The 16,921-nt window shown below is 28.8% G+C and carries 16 protein-coding genes; 8 read left to right on the forward strand and 8 right to left on the reverse strand.

Features of this window, described 5'->3' with window-relative positions; genetic code table 11:
• Positions 1-12 precede the first annotated feature (12 nt).
• Entirely contained in the window at positions 13-639 is a 627-nt protein-coding gene (gene thiE / locus QOZ84_RS08090; protein ID WP_331496539.1) for a thiamine phosphate synthase, read from the forward strand.
• Positions 640-709: 70 nt separating this feature from the next.
• Here thiE and QOZ84_RS08095 read toward each other — a convergent pair whose 3' ends face one another.
• Positions 710-1,618 carry a collagen-like domain-containing protein gene (locus QOZ84_RS08095; protein ID WP_284132446.1) on the reverse strand — a complete coding sequence of 303 codons (909 nt, stop codon included), beginning with the start codon at positions 1,616-1,618 and terminating at the stop codon, positions 710-712.
• A gap of 241 nt (positions 1,619-1,859) precedes the next feature.
• On the opposite strand from QOZ84_RS08095, the gene QOZ84_RS08100 reads away from it, so the two are divergent.
• From QOZ84_RS08100 to QOZ84_RS08115, 4 genes are all read left to right on the forward strand, one after another.
• The gene (locus QOZ84_RS08100) at positions 1,860-3,023 is read left to right on the forward strand and encodes an AI-2E family transporter (protein WP_284132447.1); all 1,164 of its coding nucleotides are present in this window, start codon (positions 1,860-1,862) and stop codon (positions 3,021-3,023) included.
• A gap of 200 nt (positions 3,024-3,223) precedes the next feature.
• Positions 3,224-3,844: a sugar O-acetyltransferase gene (locus tag QOZ84_RS08105; protein ID WP_284132448.1), complete on the forward strand. Its 621-nt coding sequence runs from the start codon at positions 3,224-3,226 to the stop codon at positions 3,842-3,844.
• Positions 3,845-3,907: 63 nt separating this feature from the next.
• The gene (locus QOZ84_RS08110) at positions 3,908-4,090 is read left to right on the forward strand and encodes a hypothetical protein (RefSeq protein WP_284132449.1); all 183 of its coding nucleotides are present in this window, start codon (positions 3,908-3,910) and stop codon (positions 4,088-4,090) included.
• A 159-nt stretch (positions 4,091-4,249) separates the two neighbouring features.
• Positions 4,250-4,477 (forward strand): hypothetical protein, encoded by a 228-nt coding sequence (locus tag QOZ84_RS08115; protein WP_284132450.1) that lies wholly within the window; start codon positions 4,250-4,252, stop codon positions 4,475-4,477.
• A gap of 45 nt (positions 4,478-4,522) precedes the next feature.
• On the opposite strand, the gene QOZ84_RS08120 is transcribed toward QOZ84_RS08115, so the two are convergent.
• Positions 4,523-4,675, reverse strand: coding sequence for a hypothetical protein (locus QOZ84_RS08120; RefSeq protein ID WP_284132451.1), 153 nt, complete (start codon positions 4,673-4,675; stop codon positions 4,523-4,525).
• Positions 4,676-4,767: 92 nt separating this feature from the next.
• Positions 4,768-5,688, reverse strand: a complete 921-nt coding sequence (locus QOZ84_RS08125; RefSeq protein WP_284132452.1) for an AEC family transporter — start codon at positions 5,686-5,688, stop codon at positions 4,768-4,770.
• A 307-nt stretch (positions 5,689-5,995) separates the two neighbouring features.
• On the opposite strand from QOZ84_RS08125, the gene QOZ84_RS08130 reads away from it, so the two are divergent.
• On the forward strand, positions 5,996-7,864 hold the full coding sequence (locus tag QOZ84_RS08130) for a tetratricopeptide repeat protein (protein ID WP_284132453.1): 1,869 nt from the start codon (positions 5,996-5,998) through the stop codon (positions 7,862-7,864).
• Positions 7,865-7,928: 64 nt separating this feature from the next.
• On the opposite strand, the gene QOZ84_RS08135 is transcribed toward QOZ84_RS08130, so the two are convergent.
• The 5 genes from QOZ84_RS08135 to typA form a co-directional block, all read right to left on the reverse strand.
• A complete protein-coding gene (locus QOZ84_RS08135) occupies positions 7,929-8,207 on the reverse strand; it encodes a sodium:calcium antiporter (protein ID WP_416390343.1) in 279 nt (92 codons plus the stop codon).
• A 44-nt stretch (positions 8,208-8,251) separates the two neighbouring features.
• Complete coding sequence (locus QOZ84_RS08140) at positions 8,252-8,689, reverse strand: hypothetical protein (protein WP_331496540.1); 438 nt, start codon at positions 8,687-8,689, stop codon at positions 8,252-8,254.
• A gap of 179 nt (positions 8,690-8,868) precedes the next feature.
• Positions 8,869-9,804, reverse strand: a complete 936-nt coding sequence (locus QOZ84_RS08145; protein WP_284132454.1) for a magnesium transporter CorA family protein — start codon at positions 9,802-9,804, stop codon at positions 8,869-8,871.
• A gap of 461 nt (positions 9,805-10,265) precedes the next feature.
• On the reverse strand, positions 10,266-11,357 hold the full coding sequence (locus QOZ84_RS08150; RefSeq protein ID WP_331496541.1) for an NAD(P)H-dependent flavin oxidoreductase: 1,092 nt from the start codon (positions 11,355-11,357) through the stop codon (positions 10,266-10,268).
• A gap of 554 nt (positions 11,358-11,911) precedes the next feature.
• Positions 11,912-13,732, reverse strand: coding sequence for a translational GTPase TypA (typA, locus tag QOZ84_RS08155; RefSeq protein ID WP_284132455.1), 1,821 nt, complete (start codon positions 13,730-13,732; stop codon positions 11,912-11,914).
• Between the two features lie 368 nt (positions 13,733-14,100).
• Here typA and QOZ84_RS08160 point away from each other — a divergent pair, with 368 nt between their 5' ends.
• Both QOZ84_RS08160 and QOZ84_RS08165 read left to right on the forward strand, forming a co-directional pair.
• Positions 14,101-15,075: a PocR ligand-binding domain-containing protein gene (locus QOZ84_RS08160; RefSeq protein WP_284132456.1), complete on the forward strand. Its 975-nt coding sequence runs from the start codon at positions 14,101-14,103 to the stop codon at positions 15,073-15,075.
• A 178-nt stretch (positions 15,076-15,253) separates the two neighbouring features.
• Positions 15,254-16,918, forward strand: coding sequence for a propanediol/glycerol family dehydratase large subunit (locus QOZ84_RS08165; RefSeq protein WP_284132457.1), 1,665 nt, complete (start codon positions 15,254-15,256; stop codon positions 16,916-16,918).
• Positions 16,919-16,921 lie beyond the last annotated feature (3 nt).

Below are 16,921 nucleotides of genomic sequence, written 5' to 3' on the forward strand. Positions count from 1 at the left end.
ATAATTGTAAATATGAATAATATAAAAGAAATATTAAAGTTGTATTTAGTAACAGATAGTGACATATTAAAGGATAGAGATTTTTATAAATGTATAGAGGATGCTATAAAAGGCGGAGTTACAATGTTACAATTAAGAGAAAAAAATGCGTCTGGTAGTGAATTTTTAGAAAAATCTATAAAACTAAGAGAATTAACTAGAAAATACAATGTTAGCTTTATAATAAATGATAGAGTGGACATTGCAATGCTTTGTGACGCTGATGGAGTACATGTAGGGCAAAGTGATATAGATGCAAAATCAGTTAGACGTTTAATAGGAAAAGATAAAATAGTTGGTGTATCAGCAAGAGATTTAAAAGAAGCTCACAAGGCTAAAAATGATGGCGCAGATTATATAGGTGTAGGGGCTATGTATGCAACTCTTACTAAGGTGGATGCAAAATCAGTTTCTTTTGATATAGTAAAAGAGATAAAAGAAACTATAGATATACCGATGGTTTTAATAGGTGGAATTGATTTAAATAATCTAGAGAAATTAAAATCTTTAAAAAGTGATGGATACGCAATAGTTTCAGCGATTCTTAAAAAACAAGATACATATTTAGAAAGTAAAAAATGGATTGAAAGTATAGGTTAGAGTCTATAGTATATAAAAAAGAGTGTTTTAAAAATGATTTTAATCATTTAAAAACACTCTTTTTTATATACTATTTTTTATATGGAACTTTTTTAGGTGGAGCATATTTTTCTTTAGGAGTTGTAGGTGCAATTCCTTTATCCCCTTTATCCCCTTTATCACCCTTATCTCCTTTAGGGCCTTGAGGACCCATATCGCCTTTATCGCCTTTGTCACCTTTAGAGCTAGCACTGCCTTTAGGACCTATATCACCTTTAGGACCTTGAGGACCCATGTCACCTTTATCCCCTTTATCTCCTTTAGGGCCTTGTTTGCCTTGAGGGCCCATATCGCCTTTTTCTCCTTTAGAGCCAGCACTTGACTGAGGACCCATATCGCCTTTATCCCCTTTAGGGCCTTGTTTGCCTTGAAGACCCATATCGCCTTTATCCCCTTTAGGGCCTTGTTTGCCTTGAGGACCCATGTCGCCTTTATCCCCTTTAGGACCTTGACTACCTTGAAGACCCATAGCACCTTTATCACCATTAGGACCTTGTTTACCCTGAGGCCCCATGTCTCCTTTAGGACCTTGAGGTCCAGGTGTTCCAGCAATACTTCCACCTATATTACAAAGTGGATTCACATAAGTTTCTTTTCCTAAGTCTATATATTGAATTGAATTCAATTTCACATAAATAGGACCTTTTCCTGAAGATGTTTTCCCCATAACAGCACATTGATTAACTTTACAAATACGAAGTTTTAAAATACAATCACTGTCTTCTAATTTTAATCCTACGACTTTACCTATACAACTGCATAATATAGAATATATTTGGCAATCACATACATTTATAGGATATACAAACATAGGACACATATTATGTTCTACGTTTTTAGATCCACAAGACTTAGCAGAATGTTTAGGCATTTTACAAGAAGCAGATTTAGAGCAATCTTTATTGCAATTGTTGTCTTTACTCATACAGTCTTTATACATATACTTTCACTCCATGTTAAATATTTTAATTAGTAGTATAACTACGTAATATAGATATATGATTAAAATTCCAAAAATGGGACACTATATAGCCATAAAAGTGTTTAAAATCTATATTTTGAATAAACTAAGGTATGTTAAAAATATGTTAAAATGAAGAAATAATTAAATAACAGCGACATTAAATCACGATAAAATGATATAATTAAAAGGTAAAGCTATATAAATATAGGGAGGCAATATGAAAATAGACTGGAATAAAAGGTATACAACAATAGCGGCATATTCATTTTTAGTAATATGTTGTAGTATAATTTTCTTTAGCATAATTAGTGAAATGAGTGCATTTACAGATAATTTAGGGTGGATAGTATCAACATTGCAACCTTTTATAATAGGATTTGTAATAGCTTATTTATTAAATTTTATATTAGTATTTTTCGAAGAAAAGGTATTAATATTTGATTCAATTAAAAATATAAAGAAAAAAAATAAAAGAGGGCTAAGCCTTTTACTTACTTATATAACAACATTTTTAATAATTTATTTATTTATGAAATTTGTTTTTCCACAAGTAGTAGACAGCGTAGTTGGTCTTGTTAATGATGTTCCAACATATGTAACTAATTTAACAAATCTATTAGAAGATATGACAGCGAAATTAAATACAGATAGCAAATATGTAGTATTAGCTATGGAAAAATGGAATGAGTTTATAAATTACATTATAAGTGTAATAACTAACTTACTTCCTATTTTAGGCGATACTATTAAAAGTATAGCATCTAGTGTATGGAATATAGTATTAGGATTAGTAATATCTATTTATTTATTAATGGATAAGGAAAATTTCTGTGCATTAAGCAAAAAAATGACTTTTGCTTTGTTATCTAAAAAACATGCAGAAAAAGTAGTAGAGCTAAATCAGAGAAGTAATGATACATTTGGTAAATTTATAAGCGGTAAAATTATAGATTCAGTCATAATAGGTATATTAACATTTGTTATATTAACAATATTTAAAATACCATATACTTTACTTATATCAGTAATAATAGGTATAACTAATATCATACCGTTCTTTGGACCGTTCTTTGGAGCTATACCATCATTTATAATAATAATGTTTGTGTCACCTATAAAGGCATTATGGTTCTTACTTATAATATTTGTGATACAACAATTAGATGGAAATATTATAGGTCCTAAGATATTAGGTGATTCGATAGGTATATCAGCCTTTTGGATACTATTTTCTTTATTAGTAGCAGGAAAATTACTAGGGCTTGTTGGAATGATTATTGGAGTTCCTCTGTTTGCTATAATTTACTCAATACTAAAAGAGGTTATAGAAGATAAGTTAAGTAAAAAAGGATTACCAAAGGATACACATGACTATATTTAGATAATATAAAAACTGATAGGAGAAATAAATAACTATAAAGGTTATATATTTCTCCTATTTTATTTGTAATCTTTAAAGATTTAAAAGTAAATAGATTCAAGCTTTAAGCTATTAGAAAAAACTTGCAAGCGTATGCACGTCAATATATAATTAAAAATATATTTATATAGTATAAATGAAACTAATGGGGGATTTAAAATATGGATATGCACAAAACTATTATAAAAACAGAAAAGCAAAAGATGATAGACGGAGATCTTTATTTAGCTTTTGGGAAAGAATTAGAAAGTGAAAGACAATATGCCAAAGAAGTTTTATTTGATTATAACAACTTGCATCCAAGTAAAGTGGATGAAAGAGATAATATTATAAAAAAACTATTTGGAGGGGTAGGTAAAGAATTTTATATAGAGCCACCATTTAGATGTGACTACGGATATAATATTTTTTGGGGAGAAGGATCTTATGCTAACTATAATTTGACAGTACTTGATTGTGCACCTGTTAAGATAGGTAAAAACGTCTTGTTTGGACCTAATGTAAATATATTTACAGCAGGTCATCCAATAGATGTTGAGATGAGAACTAGTGGACTTGAATATGCAATAGCTATAAGCATAGAAGACAATGTGTGGGTAGGTGGAAATAGTACTATAAACCCAGGCGTAAGTATAGGTGAAAATACTGTAATAGCTTCAGGGAGTGTAGTTACTAAAGATATACCATCTAATGTTGTAGCTGGAGGAAACCCTTGTAGAATCATAAGAGAGATAAACGAAGATGATAAGATTAGATATTTCAAAGATAGATATATCAAATAGAATTTCAGAACAAGATGTAATGAAAGAGCATCAAAAGATGGATTACCGTTATGGATAGCTGATATGGACTTTGAGTGTGCCAAGCCTATAATAGATGCACTTCATAAAAGAATAGATCATAAAGTATTTGGTTATAGTCCAAATGATACTAAAGGGTATAAACAATCAGTTTATAATTGGTATAAAAAGAGACTTGATTTTGAAATATATAAAGTCAAGGATATGGTTTTGGTAAAGAGGGACTAGGATTTGTTCAAGTGAATGCAGCGTGTCCTCTATCTACTATAAAAGAAGCTATGCAAAGAATAAAGAATGCTTTAGAAGTATAATAATTTTGAGAGTGAATACTAGATTATGATATAATAAATTTAAATATATTAATAGAAAGGATACACTAATAAAAATATGATTATAAAACTTACAAGAGATAATTTTAATTTTAGATTTAAACAATATGAGGGAATGTTTTTTCAGGCTGATATAAATGAAGGTAGCGAAGTTATAAAATATAAAATAACTAAAGATAAAGAAGGTTTAGAACTTAAAGAGTTTGGAAATACACATATTAAAGAGAATGATATGTTGTATATTCCCCAAATTGAAGCTTATATAGATCTAAAAACTATCAAATAATATAAAATATAAAAATGTCATCGAAATAAAATTCGATGACATTTTTTATATGAATAATTTATAAACAAATAGTATTACAAAACCAACAACAGCGATTTTGAAAATTAAGCTACTAACAAGTTTTATAGCCTTTATAGAAATCCCTAAAAGAACTATTAGCATAAGTATTTTAAAAATTAAATCAATATTTATATCCATTAAATTTCCTCCTATATTGAATATTAGTATTATTGATAAATTCTACAATAATATACTATTATACTATAAAAAAACAGTAAGCACTAATTAAATTAACTTAATAAAATAATACTGATAAAAGGTATAGTTACTATTGAAAATAGTGTAGTTAAAAAAACTGCTTGAGATGCAAGGGATGTATTTGCATCATATTCGTCAGCCATTATAGCCGTATTAGCAGCAGCAGGCATAGCAGACATTACAATTGGTATAGATAATAACAAGCTATCCTTTATTTGCCCTTTAAACAACAAATAAATACTAACAGGAAGTAATATTAATCGAATAAAGCCTATGAAATATAACTTCTTATTAAAAAAACATTCGCTAGCTGAAGACGCACATAGCATACTCCCTATAATTAGCATAGAAATAGGAGTTGTAATATCTCCTAGCATTGTAAGTGGTTTATTAATAAAATTAGGAATATTAAACCCAGATACAAAGATAATTAATCCAATAAATATAGAGAGAATAGCGGGATTTATAAGCGATTTAAATGAAAATGAGAAATCCTCTTTATGCTTAGATAAAAAATAAGTCCCTAAGGTTAATACAAGTAAATTAAAGGGTAAATTAAATATTGCAGTATAAAATACAGCTTTCTTTCCTAAAATAGCCTCAACAATAGGATATCCCATAAATCCTACATTAGAAAACATAACTACATATTGGTAAATACCTATGTCTTTAGAAGATTTAAATATAAATTTCAAAGAATATGCAATTAAGAAAGTAAAAGCATACATAAAGGCAGATATTAGCAATAATTTAAATATATTATCAATCATCTGCGGGCTATAGTCTATTTGCATAGAGTTAACAATCATAGCGGGCAAGAATATACTCATAGTTAAAGATGAAAGCTTAGACGTTGAATGCTCATCTAATAAGTTCTTTTTTCTAGCTATATATCCGACCAAAATTAAAATAAACAAAACTAAAACTTGAATAAATATGTTGCTTAAATTCATAATAAATCCCCCCTCGTACATATGATTATATAGTAAATTATTTAGCATTTCTATATAATAAAAAACTATAGAAAATAAGATTATAATAATTGCAAAATTAAGTATGATAAAATAAAATGCTAAGTATTGGTAATAATAGATTACATGTTATAATATTAGAATGGAAATTGTATAGGACTAATAAACGCATTATATTTATTGTTACAATATAATTACAAAAGAAAAAAATTAATTAGAAAAATTTTTTTTACTATATAATATATAATATATATCAAAATAAAGTGCAAATTAAAATAGGGAGTTAAATATGAAAAGTACAAAGTTTTCAATAAAAAATATAAAAAATATACCTCATGATCCGAAATTATTCCATACTAAAGGAGCTTTTTATGAGAAAATGGGGAGAATAGATAAAGCTATACAATCTTACAAAGTAGCAGCAGATTATGAATACGTAAAGTCTCAGTATACTTTAGGCAATATATATCACTCTAAAGGCCAATATAATGAAGCTGAAAAATGGTATAGTATGGCTTATAAAAATGGTGATGAGAAAGCAGCTCTTAATTTAGGTGATATGTATTTTAATATACAGGGATATGAATATTGCCTTTATTGGTATGAAAAAGTAGCTAAATTAGGAGATTTGCAAGGTCAAAATAATTTAGGTGTAGTATATTTTAAATTAAAAGACTATGATAGATGCGAAAAATGGCTAAAGGAAGCGTGTGAATGTAATTTTTCTAGAGCTTGTTTTAACTTAGGAATTTTATATTCTACAATAGGAAGAGAAGAAGAGGCTATAGAATGTTATAAAAAGGGTTCAGTTTTACTAGATGAAAATTGCAAATTTAATTTAGCTGTTTTAAATCAAAGAGAAAATGATGAAAAAGGGGCTATAAGTTTGTACAAATATCTACATAAGGTAGGTCACACAAAAGGATGTTTTAACATAGGGCTAATGATGGAAATTAGCGAAAACTATGAAGAAGCAGAACGATATTTTATAAAAAGTGCAGATAAAGAATGTGTTAAATCTCAGTATAGATTGGCGTATATATATGATAGAAATGAAGAATTTGAAGATGCTATAGAGTATTATGAGAAAAGTATTGAAAAAGGAAATACTTTATCAAAATATAGACTTGGGAATTTATATAATAAAAAAAATGAAATAGAACAGGCTAAAACTTATTATGAAATGGCAGCTAATGATAATATGATAGCAGCTAAAAATAATCTAGCAGGCCTTTATTTTGAAGAAAAGGATTATACTCAAGCTATAAAGTATTATGAAGAAGCTATAGTAGATGGATGCAGAGAGTCTGTTGAAAATATAGGGGATTTATATTTCCAAAGTGGTGATATAGAAAGAGCTATTTCTTATTATTTAAGAAATTCTGATACCTTGTCTTGCCAGATAAAGCTTGGAAATATATATGATGATGCAGAAAACCATGAAGAAGCTATAGTTTGGTATGAAAGAGCAAGTGAAAATGGAGATGGAGATGCAAATTACAAGCTAGGTTGTATATACAAAGATATGTATGATAAAGCTAATGCTAGAAAATATTTTGAAAAAGCAGCGGATAAAACTCATATAAATGCACGTATTCATTTAGGTGAAATACTTTTTGAAGATGAAAATTATGAAAAAGCAAAAATAATGTTTGAAGCTCCAGCTAATGAGGATAATGTATATTCTCAACATATGCTAGGTGTGATTTATGATATTTTTTATAAAGATTATGTTAATTCAAAGTACTGGTATGAAAAATCAAGAGCCCAACAATGTGAAGAGTCTATTTATAATTTAGGTATGTTAAGTTTGAAATTAAATGAAGATAGTGAAGCAGAAAAATATTATAAAGAAGGATTTAATTTAGGAAATAAAAAATGTGAATACATGTTAGCACGCCTTTACTACAAAAAGAGCTTAGATATGTATGAATCTTTAGCACAAGAAGATTATAACGACTGTAAGTCAATAATTAATAATATGCCTAAGTTAAGTATAGACTTTGATGAAGTACTAATAGCACCTTTTGAAGAAATAAAGATAGTTAGTGAAGAAGAAGACTATGTACCAACATACATACTAGATAGTAAAGAGGATTTATGTAATGAGTTTGAGAATTTATTAGATGAAATGATAATCGATACAGATATTAAATAAATAAAAAGGGCTATCTTCGAATGAATAATCATTTAAGGAGATAGCTTTATTTTTATTTAGGTTATTAAGTGTTTATTAAGTAAGTTAAATATCCTAAATAAATTCCTATTAAAGTTAAACTTTCATATTTATTAATATCTTTTTCTTTAACAGCAAAGAAATAAGTTAAAATAGTAATAATAATCATAAAAATACTATCTAAAATTAACTTAGGTTCTATAGTCATTGGAGATACAAATGATGATATACCAAGAATAAATAATATGTTAAAAATATTAGAACCAATAACATTTCCAAGTGCAATATCACACTCCCCCTTTGTAGAAGTTATAATAGATGTCACAAACTCAGGAAGTGATGTTCCTATAGCTACGATAGTAAGACCTATTAAATGGTCGCTAACGCCAAAGCTATGTACGAAGCAGAAACAACAACTAACTTTCCACCAATAACTATGGCAATTATACCACCCATTGAATATACAATAGATTTATACATAGATATTTCACTAGTACTTGCAATAACATCTGCATTTAATGTAGTATTTCTGGATTTTTGTATTAAATGCACTAAATAACATACAAAGCCAACAAACATCAATACATTAAAAATATTAGAACAGATTACATTTCCAATAGCCATACCACTTTGACCATGCAAAGAAGCTATTATACTAACGGCTGCTTCAGGTGTACTAGTCCCAAAGGCGACGATCGTAAGTTCTATAATATCAGTACATACCGTATTAAATATGTAATGCGTTAAAAAAACCTTCAAAACAGATAGAAATCTGCTTTGAAGGTCTTGCTTCCAAGTTATATACAAACTTGCTTAACCAACCGGGTATTAAGAAATACTGAAATGACGATTGATTATACACAAAAGGTAAGCTACTCCTCTTTAGGGAGTTTAATTATATTAGTATTGTATTATAAAATACAAAAATTTACAATATAATACTAATATAATTTGGCTTATTTTAGTGTTACTAATTTATATATGAATTATAGTAATTTATTTCTAGACATGAAAAATGTGATTAATAGACAAATTAAAGTTGTAATTAACATAACAATCCAAAATCCATTTGCATCATTTCCATAAGGAATACCGCCTACATTCATTCCAAAGAACCCCGATATTATAGTTGGAATAGAGAATATTAAGGTAACTGAAGTTAAAAACTGCATAACATTATTTTGATTATTACTTATAATTGCACTAAAAGCATCCATAATTCTGCTTAATATATCTCCATATATTGTAGCCATTTCTAAGGCCTGTTTGTTTTCAATGATAACATCTTCAAGTAAGTCTTCATCATCAGGGTATTTTTTTATACTAGTTGTACGAACCATTTTATTTAAAACTAATTCAATTGCTTTTAAAGAAGTAGAAAAGTATACTAAAGATTTTTCTAATTCTAGAAGTTGCATAAGCTCTTTATTTTTCATAGACTTAGAAACTTCTTTTTCTATAATAGTTGTCATTCTATTTATCCTTCTTAAGTAGTACAAGTAGTAACTTGCATTTTTATGAAGGATTTGAAGTATGAAACGAGTTTTTTTATACGTATAAAAATCTTTGATATGACCTACAATGAAGTCATTTAAAATTTTAGTCTGTGCAGTACAAACAGTTACAATAACATTGTTAACTATTATAATACCAAGTGGTATAGTTGAATAGTGAGAGGAGTTACTATCACTTTCATCCACAGGAATATCTATAAGTATAAGTGTATGATTATCTTCAACATCTATTCTTGAGCGTTCTTCCTCATCAAGTGCAGCTTTTACACTTTCGGCATCTATATTTAGCAAAGTAACAATATCATTAATTTCACTTTGATTTGGTTCAACAAGATTTATCCAACAGCCACTTTCGAAAGAATTTAGCTTCTCTAATTTGTTGTCAATAGTCTTATAGTATCTTATCATGGCAACACGTCCTTTATTCAATTTTATATAAATTCTATCACTTAATATTATCTATTAAATGACTAATTTATATAATGAAAATAAAGAAATTAGTTTAGTTTAATGTAAGATAATAATAAGTGATGTTATGAAAACCCACATCCGCACTGGGACTATGGTCCATTTACAATCACTCTCCCTTTAGATTTTTTATTTAGTAAATATTTATGTCCTCTAATTAGCATACCTCGTTATAAAGGATAAATCAAGATTTGATTTATAAATATAAATTATTTTTATATTTATAAATTAGAGGTAAAGGATTTCATAATAAGTATAGAAGATTGTTAAATAAAAAAATGGAATGTTGTATAAACATTCCATTTTTTATATACAAATTTTAGCTTAAATTTAATAGGAATAAACCTTAGGTTTAGGAGTGTTAAAAAGGTTTAAATATAATATAGCTAAAAATTGCGTGCTTATAGCTTGCTTGTTAGTTCTTTTATAACTTCATCTACAGAATATAACTTGTCAACCTTGTATGCATTAGCACCACAAAATAATAATGCGTTATCTATATCTCCCTTAACTGCATTTATAAGTGCTTCAGATATGCAGTAAGGTGTATCCTTTGGATTACAAGGTATTAAACAATTATAACATTTTGTTATTTTAGGGCGAGTAGAAGAGACCCTTTGTATAAATTTGTTATGTATAGCTCTTCCAGGCATACCTACTGGACTAATTACTAAGTTTATATCATCTTTAGTTGCATTGATATAAGTATCTTTAAAACTTTGAGAGGCATCGCACTCGTAAGTACCAACAAACTTAGTGCCTACTTGAACACCACTAGCTCCAAGATTTATATATTTTAAAACATCTTCGCCTGTAAATATACCACCAGCTGCAACTACAGGGATTTCTTTATTGAATTTTTCTCCATAAGCTTTTGCTACTTTAAGTATTTCAACAAATTCTTTGTCATAGTCTATATTATCTATGTTTTGAAGCTCTTCTTTCTTATATCCAAGATGACCACCTGCTTGAGGCCCTTCAACAATTATTAAATCTGCTGTAACTTTTTCTTTTCTATCCCACATCTTAAGTATAACGTTAGCAGCTTTAGATGTAGAAATTATTGGTGCAATTTTAACTGAAGTTCCTTTTACTAATGAAGGTAACTTTGTAGGAAGACCAGCTCCTGATATAATTAAGTCAACACCAGCAGATATTGCTTGTTTAACGTGTTCTTCATAATTATTCATAGCTACCATAAGATTTAAACCTATAATACCGCCATTAGAATTTTCTTTAGCTTTTATAATATGCTTCTTTAAAGCTCTTAAATTTGCATTTAAAGTATTTTTTTCAAAATCTTCTTCATCATAACCTACATGGACTCCAGAAATAACACCGATTCCCCCAGCCTTAGCAACTGCAGCAGCCAAAGATGATCTAGATATTCCAACGCCCATTCCACCTTGTATTACAGGAACTTTTGCTATTAAATCTCCAATTTTTAATTGTTTTATGAGAATCTCCTCCTTATATGTGATATACAAGTACATGATTATAATAGTTAATATTATTACCTGGTACTAAAAATATTATACTATATTTTATTTAAAAAGAATAGCATTATTTAAAATAATATGGAAATTAGTTATTGAAATTAAAATAGCACTTAAATAAGTGCTTTATTAAAAAAGGTTACAAAATTTAAACTAGAAATACACTATAATAGAGTATTACAATGTATATATAATTAGATATGTGTTTAAAATAAAAATGATAGCTTACATGAATTTATTAAAAATTAAAATAAATTTATTAAAATTCATAGAGATTTCATATACAGTGTATATAATAATAACAAAAGGAGGGATTTATTATAATGGGAATAGTACTAATAACAGCAATATTAATATGTATTATGTATGGATTAACTTTCTTATCTTATTTAAGTGAGAGTCATATATTAGACGATTTAGCGCAAGACAATTTATAAGAGATGAAGTATATAAGTTTAACTTATATAATTATATAAATAATAGATATTAAACACATTTAATAAGCAAAAGAAAAAGCTCACTTAAAAAGTGAGCTTTTGTTGTATAATTTATTATTTTCCTTGTCTAGACTTATTATATCTTAATCTTTCTGTTTCGTTTAAGAATTTTTTTCTAAGTCTTATAGAGTCAGGAGTTATTTCAACTAATTCATCATCATCTATAAATTCTAAAGCTTCTTCAAGAGTGAATAATCTAGCAGGTTGTAATTTAACAGCATCATCAGTACCAGAAGCACGAACGTTAGTTAATTTCTTGTTTTTACAAGCGTTAACAACCATATCATCTTTTCTTGAGTTCATACCGATTATCATACCTTCGTAAACTTCAACACCTGGATCAACGAACATAGAAGCTCTATCACTTAAAGCGCTTAAAGAGTAAGCCATTGTAGAACCTGATCCTTGAGCAACTAAAACTCCATTACTTCTTCCTGGTATTGAACCTTTATGCTCTTCGTATTTCTCGAATGATCTAACTAAAGTTCCTTCTCCACGAGTATCGTTTATGAATTCACTTCTATATCCTAAAAGTCCTCTAGTTGGAGCTATAAATGTTATTTTAACATAATCTCCTTCTATTTCCATTGCTTCCATCATTGCTTTTCTTAAGTTAAGTTTGTTTATAACAGTTCCTGAGTATATTTCTGGACAGTTAACTATAACTCTCTCCATAGGCTCCATTAACTTACCGTTTTCTTTAGTAAGTAAAACTTGAGGTTTAGATACACCTATTTCGTATCCTTCACGTCTCATGTTTTCAAGAAGTATAGATAAGTGAAGCTCTCCACGTCCTGATACTCTGAATCCGTCAGTAGTATCCATTGGCTCAACTTTAAGTCCAACGTTAACTTCTAATTCTTTATCTAATCTATCTTTTATATGTCTAGTAGTTACGAATTTACCACTCTTACCGCAGAATGGAGAATCATTAACTAAGAAGTTCATAGATAATGTAGGCTCTTCTATGTGTATAAGCTCCATTGCCATTGGATTGTCAGTATCACATATAGTTTCACCTATAGATATATCTGGCATACCAGCAACAACAACTATGTCACCTGAATAAGCTTCATCTTTTTCTACTTGGATTAATCCTTCGTAAGCTGTAAGTTTAGATATTTTTCCTCTAGCAACAGATCCGTCAACTTTACATACAGAAACAGTAGAACCATTTTTAACAGTTCCTTTGTAAACTCTACCAATACCAAGTCTACCTACATATTCATCATATGCAAGAGCAGATATTTGAAGTTGTAAAGATTCTTCACTGTAATCAGGGTATGCTTCAACATGGTTTATAACTGTTTCGAATAATGGAGATAAATCAGTACTTTCGTCATCCATTTCTTTCTTAGCTATACCTTGCTTAGCTACACCGTATATTATTGGGAATTCACATTGCTCATCGCTAGCATTTAAGTCAACGAATAAGTCGAATACTTCATCAACAACTTCTTCAGCTCTTTGATCAGACTTATCTATTTTGTTTATAAATAGTATAGGTCTAAGTCCAGCTTCTAAAGATTTTTGTAAAACGAATCTAGTTTGAGGCATTGGCCCTTCACTAGCATCAACTAGTAATACAACAGTATCAACAGTCTTGATAACACGTTCAACTTCAGAAGAGAAGTCACTATGTCCAGGAGTATCTACTATATTTATTTTGTAATCCTTGTAGTTGATAGAACAGTTTTTAGAATATATTGTTATACCTCTCTCGGCTTCAAGGTCATTACTATCCATTACACAGTCTTTTACGACTTCATTATCTCTAAAAGTTCCAGATTGATGTAAGAATGCATCAACTAGTGTTGATTTACCGGCATCAACGTGGGCAATAACTGCGATATTTATAATTTTATTTTTTGACATTTGTGTTGCTCCTTTCAGCATTAAAATAACTTTATAAGTATAGCACAGTATTAATGTGTATACAAGATACTTTTATAGTGAAAATATAAGAAGTTAGTTAATTATTTTTTTCTAGATAGAACTCATGTAAAAAATAATCAAAGTGCATTGATACACCACATCTCATGAGTTATAATATAATTGAGAGGGAAAATGTTTTAATCAAAGGGTGCAAGAGGTAAGTATGAAAATGCAATAAATGTAATTTTTTTAGGATGAAAGAAATTAGAAAAAAATATAATAAGTTTTCATATAAATAAATATTTATTATATTTTATAATCTAGGATGTTTTATAATTTATCAAAAAATGCAAAAGGGATGTGAAACATTGAAAAGTACGTTATCATTAGAAGAAATAATAGACATAGAATCATTCCAAAAAATACAAGATGATATAGCTCAAGCAACAGACATAGCTGTGATAATGATTGATTATAAGGGAAAGCCAATAACTAATCACAGTAATTGTACTAAGTTTTGTTCTATGGTTAGAAAGATAGAAGAGTATTCAATTCTTTGCGAAAAATGTGATTCAAGAGGTGGTTTAGAATCGGTAAGAATAAAACAAGCCTACATATACAAATGTCATAAAGGATTAGTTGATTTTGCAGTGCCTATAATAGTTAAAGATCAATATTTAGGTGCAGTAATGGCGGGACAGATTTTAGTTGAAGATGATGAAAGTGTTGAATTAGAAGAAATTGTTAGGATAAAGAAAGAATTTAAGAGCATAGATGAAAAAACAAGGAAAGATTTAGAGCAAGAATACGAAAAATTACCTACACTTAGTTTTAAAAAGATAAAGTCAGTAGCACAAATGATGTTTCATATAAGTAACTACATAGTTGAGGAAGCGATACTTAAAATTTCATTAAATGAAGCTAATTGTAAATTAAGAGAAGGAAAAAAGGTAGATATAGATGAAAATTTAAATGAATCTGTTAATTTAAAAACTAACGAAGAGGATGTGGAATCACCTATAATAAAAGCCATTGAATATATAGATGATAATATTGATAAAAATATAACTCTAGATAAGATATCTTTTGTTTGTAATCTAAGTCAGTGCTATTTTAGTAAACTGTTTAAAAAGGAAACTGGAGTTAATTTTATTTCATATTTAAATATAAAAAAGATATCAAAGGCAAAACAATTGTTAATAAATACAGAAGATCCAATAAACAACATAGCTATAAACTTAGGTTTTGAAGATTGCGGGTACTTTATAAGGATATTTAAAAAGCAAGAAGGTATTACGCCTAAAAAATATAGAGATTTATACAAAAAAGATAGTTCTATTTAAAAAATAGGACTATTTTTATGTCTAAAAATAAAAATATCAAAAAAATCCTATTTCAAAAAGTCAAAATAGACCAAATTATTCCATAAAAAGACAAAATATTAAGATGTATTTAATAAAATATTAAGTTAAACTTATAACAAGGAAAACGAAATCAATGATTTGAGGGGGAAATAAAAAAGTGAAATCAAAAAGATTTGAAGCTTTAGCTAAACGTCCAGTAAACCAAGATGGTATTATTGGGGAATGGGCAGATGAAGGATTAATTGCAATGAATAGCCCTAATGATCCTAAGCCTTCTATAAAATTAGAAGATGGAAGAGTTATTGAATTAGATAGTAAAAAAAGAGAAGATTTTGATATGATAGATAGATTTATAGCTGACTACGCTATAAATTTAGATAAAGCAGAAGAATTTATGAATTTAGATTCATTAGAAATAGCTAGAAGACTAGTAGATATAAATGTAGGAAGAGAAGAAATAGTTAAAATAAGTACATCTATAACGCCAGCTAAAATAGTTGAAGTTGTGTCTCATATGAATGTTGTTGAGATGATGATGGCAATGCAAAAAATGCGTGCAAGAAAAACACCATCAAATCAATGTCACGTAACAAATTTAAAAGATAATCCAGTTCAAATAGCTGCAGATGCTGCGGAAGCTGGAATAAGAGGATTCTCAGAACAAGAAACTACTGTTGCTATAACTAGATATGCACCATTTAATGCACTAGCTATACTTATAGGTTCTCAAGTTGGACGTGGAGGAGTGTTAACTCAATGTTCAGTTGAAGAAGCAACTGAACTTGACCTAGGGATGAGAGGTCTTACTAGTTATGCTGAAACAGTTTCTGTATATGGTACAGAATCAGTATTTACAGATGGTGATGATACTCCTTGGTCAAAAACATTCTTAGCATCAGCTTACGCATCAAGAGGATTAAAAATGAGATATACATCAGGTACAGGTTCAGAGGCATTAATGGGATACGCTGAAGGTAAGTCAATGCTTTACTTAGAATCTAGATGTATATACATAACTAAAGGTGCAGGGGTTCAAGGTCTTCAAAATGGTGCAGTTAGTTGTATAGGTATGACGGGAGCAGTACCATCTGGAATAAGAGCAGTGCTTGCAGAAAACTTGATAGCTTCTATGCTAGATATAGAAGTTGCATCAGGTAATGATCAAACATTCTCACACTCTGATATAAGAAGAACTGCTAGAACATTAATGCAAATGTTGCCAGGAACAGACTTTATATTCTCAGGATATAGTGCAGTTCCAAATTATGATAACATGTTTGCGGGTTCAAACTTTGATGCAGAAGATTTTGATGATTATAACATACTTCAAAGAGATTTAATGGTAGATGGTGGACTTAGACCAGTAAACGAAGATGAAACAATAGCAATAAGAAATAAAGCAGCAAGAGCTATACAAGCAGTATTTAAAGAATTAGAATTCCCAGATGTAACTGATGAAGAAGTAGAAGCTGCAACTTATGCTCATGGAAGTAAAGATATGCCAGAAAGAAATATAGTTGAAGACTTAAAGGCAGCAGAAGAAATGCTAAAAAATAAAATAACTGGTCTTGATATAGTTAAGGCACTAAGCAAACACGGATTTGACGATGTTGCTCAAAATATATTAAATATGCTTAAACAAAGAGTTACAGGAGATTATTTACAAACATCAGCTATACTAGATGAAAACTTTGATGTTATAAGTGCGGTTAATGATATAAATGATTATAGAGGTCCTGGAACAGGATATAGAATAAGTGAAGAAAGATGGAATGAAATAAAGAATATACCAAATGTAATAAAACCAGAAGATATAGATTAAGGG

This window comes from Romboutsia sedimentorum (genome assembly GCF_030131845.1).
GTDB classification, from domain to species: Bacteria; Bacillota; Clostridia; order Peptostreptococcales; family Peptostreptococcaceae; genus Romboutsia_D; species Romboutsia_D sedimentorum.

What these genes read in the sequence shown, in the direction of transcription:
- thiE (WP_331496539.1), top strand. Translation starts at nt 13, where the DNA reads ATGAATAATATAAAAGAAATATTAAAGTTGTATTTAGTAACAGATAGT.
- QOZ84_RS08095 (WP_284132446.1), bottom strand. Translation starts at nt 1,618, where the DNA reads ATGTATAAAGACTGTATGAGTAAAGACAACAATTGCAATAAAGATTGC.
- QOZ84_RS08100 (WP_284132447.1), top strand. Translation starts at nt 1,860, where the DNA reads ATGAAAATAGACTGGAATAAAAGGTATACAACAATAGCGGCATATTCA.
- QOZ84_RS08105 (WP_284132448.1), top strand. Translation starts at nt 3,224, where the DNA reads ATGGATATGCACAAAACTATTATAAAAACAGAAAAGCAAAAGATGATA.
- QOZ84_RS08110 (WP_284132449.1), top strand. Translation starts at nt 3,908, where the DNA reads ATGGACTTTGAGTGTGCCAAGCCTATAATAGATGCACTTCATAAAAGA.
- QOZ84_RS08115 (WP_284132450.1), top strand. Translation starts at nt 4,250, where the DNA reads ATGATTATAAAACTTACAAGAGATAATTTTAATTTTAGATTTAAACAA.
- QOZ84_RS08120 (WP_284132451.1), bottom strand. Translation starts at nt 4,675, where the DNA reads ATGGATATAAATATTGATTTAATTTTTAAAATACTTATGCTAATAGTT.
- QOZ84_RS08125 (WP_284132452.1), bottom strand. Translation starts at nt 5,688, where the DNA reads ATGAATTTAAGCAACATATTTATTCAAGTTTTAGTTTTGTTTATTTTA.
- QOZ84_RS08130 (WP_284132453.1), top strand. Translation starts at nt 5,996, where the DNA reads ATGAAAAGTACAAAGTTTTCAATAAAAAATATAAAAAATATACCTCAT.
- QOZ84_RS08145 (WP_284132454.1), bottom strand. Translation starts at nt 9,804, where the DNA reads ATGATAAGATACTATAAGACTATTGACAACAAATTAGAGAAGCTAAAT.
- QOZ84_RS08150 (WP_331496541.1), bottom strand. Translation starts at nt 11,357, where the DNA reads ATGTACTTGTATATCACATATAAGGAGGAGATTCTCATAAAACAATTA.
- typA (WP_284132455.1), bottom strand. Translation starts at nt 13,732, where the DNA reads ATGTCAAAAAATAAAATTATAAATATCGCAGTTATTGCCCACGTTGAT.